This window comes from Halalkalibacter oceani, from assembly GCF_023715705.1.
Taxonomy (GTDB): domain Bacteria; phylum Bacillota; class Bacilli; order Bacillales; family Bacillaceae_D; genus Halalkalibacter; species Halalkalibacter oceani_A.
Map to the genome: position 1 here is coordinate 1 of NZ_JAMBOS010000049.1, position 4,977 is coordinate 4,977.

Consider the following 4,977-nt stretch of genomic DNA (forward strand, 5'->3'; position numbering starts at 1 on the left):
AAGGGAGTCTTCCTCCAGTCGTAGTTTTGTTTGGACACTTAACTAATTCGACTTTTGGGGAGGTACTCCTTTTTTTAGTGCTTAAAAGCCTTGAGCCCGTAGGGACTTAAATTATGAAATTCATTCATTTAAAAGAAAAAAATTAAATTAAATCAGTATTTATCACAGTTTCATCAAAATTAAAGTCTAAACTAAAAATGTAAAATAAATTCAATACATTATTAAGAGGAGTGAATAACATGCGGGAAAAAACGAAAATGTTACTCTTTTCATTTGGATTATCTTCTGTTTTAGTCGTAGGAACAATGGGGTTCTCAGGAATATCTCAAGCTAATGAAAACCATGGCATGATGAATATGATGAATGGTGACATGATGAATATGATGGAAGGTATGAATTCCTTAGAAGGCGAGAATATGATGGAAGCATGCAATAACTTTATGGAATCATATGGAAGCGACGAGACTGAAACAAATTAGGAACTCTAAATAATTTTTTAGTATGAGAGGAAGGAGTACCCTTCCTCTTTATTTGTGCAACGTGCGTTCGCATATAGAAGACCTATTCGTGACCTTCTTCATAAATTGCTGAATGCTAACAGGCAATAAATCTTTTCAAGGGAACAGAAAGTGTGGTCTAGACCTTCCTTAGTTTTCAAAAACTTCAAAAAGTCTAAATCTTCCATCGTTGTCATGAATGTCGATTGACAATAAAGTCGTTTAAATACAAATAAAGTTGTTACATTTACAATAAAGTTATTTAAAACGTCCAATAGGTTGTTCAACTAAAGGTAACGCTTTAACCAAATATCACATCTGCTATTAAATACACTTCACGCTCTTTATCTCCTTTCCCTCTTACAATCGCTGAACGATTCCCAACATTAATACAATCCTTATCTAATGAAACAATCTCACCAATTCTACATCCCGTCGAAAACATAAACTCAAACAAGGCCTTCTCCATCGGGGTATGGCAACCTTCCCTTAAATGTTCAATTTCACGTTCTGTTAAGAACTTTGGGATTCGTTTTCCTACTTTTGGTTCCGTGATTTTGGCAGCAGGATTAGTGGTTATATGACCTTCCTCGTATAACCAACGAAAAAATGATCGGATAAATCGAACACGATGAGCAAGACTCGATGGTTTTAATCCTTCGCTGGATAAAGCTAAGTAATCTTTAATACCTTGGGTTGTAACGGATTGGGGTTTAATATCTTTGAAGTGACGGACTAAGAGATTTGCTTGCAGTCGGTAGGCATTCAAGGTATGGGGCGAAAATCCTTCAATTCGTTTCTCAGCTTTGCATGCTTCCCAGGCTTTGGTTAGTTGCACAGCTTGTTCCCTCCTATGTATTATGTGTATTTTAGGGGGGGATTTCCAATTTTATGAAAAACAAGAACGACAATTAGTCCTTTTCTGGTATTATTTATGTGTCAAGGTTGGTTACTTTGTGAAGAATTCACTTAAACTGAACGAAGCAGTTTAGTGCAATAAGAGTTGATGAGTTGTTTAATTATTTATTATGTAAGAGGTGATTTAATGCGAAGAGTTGAGGTTTTACCATATAGTGAGGAATGGTTAGAAATGTTTCGGGAGGAAAGTTAGAAACTTAAAGCTTTGTTTAAAAACGAAATTTTAAATGTGTATCATATTGGAAGTACCCATTCCAAATATTAAAGCTAAACCAGTAATTGATATTATGGTTGAGGTTACTAACATTAGTGAAGTTGATAAGTTCAATAGCGAGATGGAACAATTAGGCTATGAAGTGATGGGTGAATACGGAATTCCTAAAAGGCGTTTTTTTATTAAGGGTGGCGATAATAGAACTCATCATGTTCATTTTTACGAAGAAGGTAATGAAGAAATTGCTCGTCACTTAGCATTTAGGGATTATATGATTGCACATCCAGAGGAAGCTATAAAGTACAGTGAATTGAAACAAACATTGGCAGAGAAATCCCCTACAAATATAACTAAGTATATAGAAGGCAAGAACAATTATATTAAGGCAATTGATGATAAAGCAGAGACGTGGAGAAAAACTAACTTATTCAATTAACGGGTGCTAGAGCGGAACTCAAAGTTGTCAGTTGCAGCCCCTAATGTTTATTTTGTTAACGAACTTCTCCAAAACTCAAGACTATAGACAACACTGGGATTGTAATAAGGCTCTCCCGCCACCTTTAAACAAAGACACCTAGTTACGATTATTTGAATCGTAACTAGGTGTCTTGTTTCATTCTTATTGTTATTCAAGTGTACCGACGATTGGTAAGTTTTCCAATACAGAAGAGCCGTGTGGAGATGCTGAAATTTCTTCTGTGTTGTCAGCACCAGCCATTACTCCACCAAAGTGTTCTCCACCTTCCCAAGCTCCAATATCTGAAACATCGTAAACGACTCCGTCAACCGCTACATAAGCGGGGTTTCCATCTTGCCCATTATACTCACTAAGTTCTTCCAGTGTGAATACTTGACCTTCTTCAACTGCTGAAGCTTCTGTTTCTTCTGTAGTATTTTCCTCTGTAGTTTCTTCCGGTGTCGACGTATCTGGTTCTTCAGTTGTTGTGTCCCCACCACAAGCTGCTAAAACAAAAGCCGTCATTGACAGTACTAATAAACCTTTAAATTTTTTCATCTTCTTGCCCCCTACATTTTTAAAAACTTTTTTATATAGTTATATGTTAAATGTTATCTCCCCTCACTAAAAGAGATTTTGATTACATTTAACATAGTGTTCACTTTCCGTTAAAAATGTGGTCACTTTTTTGTCAAATAAACTAATGGCAGAATGAAAAAATGGATATTACGCGAGGAGATTTCAAGTGAAATATAGTGGGATTTGTGAAATACCGTACTTAACTAAAGGGTGCTTATGTTGAAGAAGAAATTACGAAAAACAACAGATCTATTTGCTGCATAGTACAAATATACTGTTCAAAAAAAGGAATTTCACAATCTGGCTATTATGGAAGAAAACTTCAAAAGACTTTATTGTTATTTTTTAGTTCGATGGAAAATATTTTGTATCAAAAATTAAACAACTTTAATTTACCTCCATCCTTAAAGCAGGACGGGGGTATACGTATTTGAGGTTTTAAAATTAAATAACTTTATTTTCACTTCAAATGCAGTGGTCTTTTGTGGAAATGCAGAGAATAAAGAAGTATATATTTTTCAAGGTTATACATTAGTTCACATGTTCCCCCTTGTAAAATTCATTTTTTATGGCAATATTAAGGTAACAAAATGAAAATGGAAAGGGGGAGGAAGGAATGTTAAGTGATCGTGATTTGCACACCCTAGCAATAGAGGAAGAATTGATAACACCATATAATCCGGAGTATTGTGAAGGAGCGACTATCAACTTAACGTTAGATACAGTTGTTAAACGTTATTCTTCCAATGAGCCCATTATACTAGGTAAGGAAGTAACTGAGGATCACTATGAAAAGTTTGATATTTCTGTAGATGAGTTCTGGCTTGAACCAAAAGAATCTGTTTTGATTCAGACACATGAATTCTTAAAGGTTCCCCATAATATGACTGCTCGCATATATGAGCGGTATGGAGTAAAGTCTCTGGGTCTAATGATTAGTCCTGCTCACTATATGAATCCCGGGTATCGCGGACAAATTAGTCTAATTGCAGTAAACAATACACCCGTTCGTTTTAGACTTATTCCTGGTATTAAAATTTGTCAATTGGCGTTATTCGAGTTGAAAACAGAACCGCTAAAACCTTATGAAAAGCAGGATGCGAGATACATGGACGCTACAGAGGTTAGTATTTCTAAATTACATTTAGATGATGAAATCCAAGATTTTCTTAAAGAAAAAGGAGTTAAGAAAGTTTCTGAAGAAATGGCCAGTGACTTAGGTAAACACTTAATGTCTCATATTAAGTTAGCTGCAAAAGAGTTAGCTGATATTGCGAGAAAAGAGTTTAAGAAAGGCAAAAAGGATAAATGAGTAATTTAAGGGAAATAGTCAGAAGGCATGTCATTTCAGAAACTAAACAAGAATTGTCCGCTGAAAATGTTGACCAGGATGCTATGGTTCAATTTCTTATTAAAGAGGGCCATATTGACAAGAAAGTTGATTCTATTTTAGATGCCTTTAGAGATGAGCTTGAAAAAGACTCTCCCAAGTCGATTAAAAGGAAAAGAAATAAGTTTGTATACGCTAGCCTAAGCATATTGTTGACTATCCTTATTGCGTACGGTGTTAATGAGGAGTATTGGGTAGTTGTAGCAATCGTAGCATTAATAAATATTGTCATTTATGCTTTTTTTACGTTTTGGAGTGAATGAAGATCCTAACAGTATTTAACCCCTATCTCCGACACTATGAAATATGTACTTTGTACAAGAAAACCGAAAGTTCATTTGAATTTCAAATGAACTTTCGGTTTTTGCTTTTATACAATTATTAAATTCGAAATGTCTTTCGTTTATCAGATTCATAGGTTTTTCACGCTTGGTGTGATATTAGCAACTTATATCCCTCCAATTAAAAAGCCACTAAAGAATACATTTTTAAAATTTGGGTAAAGTATTTTATACATCAAAGAATTCTGCATAACGAATACTCCCCTGCATGGAAGTGCTTGGGGAGTATGACACATTATTGAAATACACATTTCAAGAAATACTTAGATAAAGAAATAGATTTGTTATTCTTCTAATACAATTGCTGAAATTCACCTTTGAAAAAAAGATTGTAACATCCCATCCCCGCAAGAAAAATATCAATTAGATTAACAAAAAGTTATGGTTCGTAAAATATTGAATTAAACTCAACTACTCATAGTTAATCTAGCAAAGTAACTATCGGCCCCATTAATGTTAATGACGTTCTACAATGTCTGGATCTTGACGGCGCTAATTGTCCTAAAACTGACGGATTCACTGTCCAAAATGAAGGGGAAGCAATCCTTTGCTCCCCCTTCATTTTACAAATCTACTTGATA

At 34.7% G+C, this 4,977-nt stretch carries 6 protein-coding genes; 4 read left to right on the forward strand and 2 right to left on the reverse strand.

Annotated elements, in window-relative coordinates; all coding sequences use genetic code 11:
• The first annotated feature begins 239 nt into the window (after window positions 1-239).
• Window positions 240-479, forward strand: a complete 240-nt coding sequence (locus M3212_RS21375; RefSeq protein WP_251195941.1) for a hypothetical protein — start codon at window positions 240-242, stop codon at window positions 477-479.
• Between the two features lie 319 nt (window positions 480-798).
• Here M3212_RS21375 and M3212_RS21380 read toward each other — a convergent pair whose 3' ends face one another.
• Window positions 799-1,335 (reverse strand): site-specific integrase, encoded by a 537-nt coding sequence (locus M3212_RS21380; RefSeq protein ID WP_349774222.1) that lies wholly within the window; start codon window positions 1,333-1,335, stop codon window positions 799-801.
• Between the two features lie 319 nt (window positions 1,336-1,654).
• On the opposite strand from M3212_RS21380, the gene M3212_RS21385 reads away from it, so the two are divergent.
• Entirely contained in the window at window positions 1,655-2,065 is a 411-nt protein-coding gene (locus M3212_RS21385; protein WP_003322273.1) for a GrpB family protein, read from the forward strand.
• Window positions 2,066-2,254: 189 nt separating this feature from the next.
• On the opposite strand, the gene M3212_RS21390 is transcribed toward M3212_RS21385, so the two are convergent.
• A complete protein-coding gene (locus M3212_RS21390) occupies window positions 2,255-2,644 on the reverse strand; it encodes a cytochrome b5 domain-containing protein (protein ID WP_003322272.1) in 390 nt (129 codons plus the stop codon).
• A 637-nt stretch (window positions 2,645-3,281) separates the two neighbouring features.
• Between M3212_RS21390 and dcd the strand changes: the two genes are divergently transcribed.
• Both dcd and M3212_RS21400 read left to right on the forward strand, forming a co-directional pair.
• Window positions 3,282-3,977 (forward strand): dCTP deaminase, encoded by a 696-nt coding sequence (dcd, locus tag M3212_RS21395; protein WP_003320838.1) that lies wholly within the window; start codon window positions 3,282-3,284, stop codon window positions 3,975-3,977.
• Window positions 3,974-4,318, forward strand: coding sequence for a hypothetical protein (locus tag M3212_RS21400; RefSeq protein WP_251195942.1), 345 nt, complete (start codon window positions 3,974-3,976; stop codon window positions 4,316-4,318). The genes dcd and M3212_RS21400 overlap by 4 nt, the downstream gene beginning before the upstream one ends.
• The last annotated feature ends 659 nt before the right edge of the window (window positions 4,319-4,977 follow it).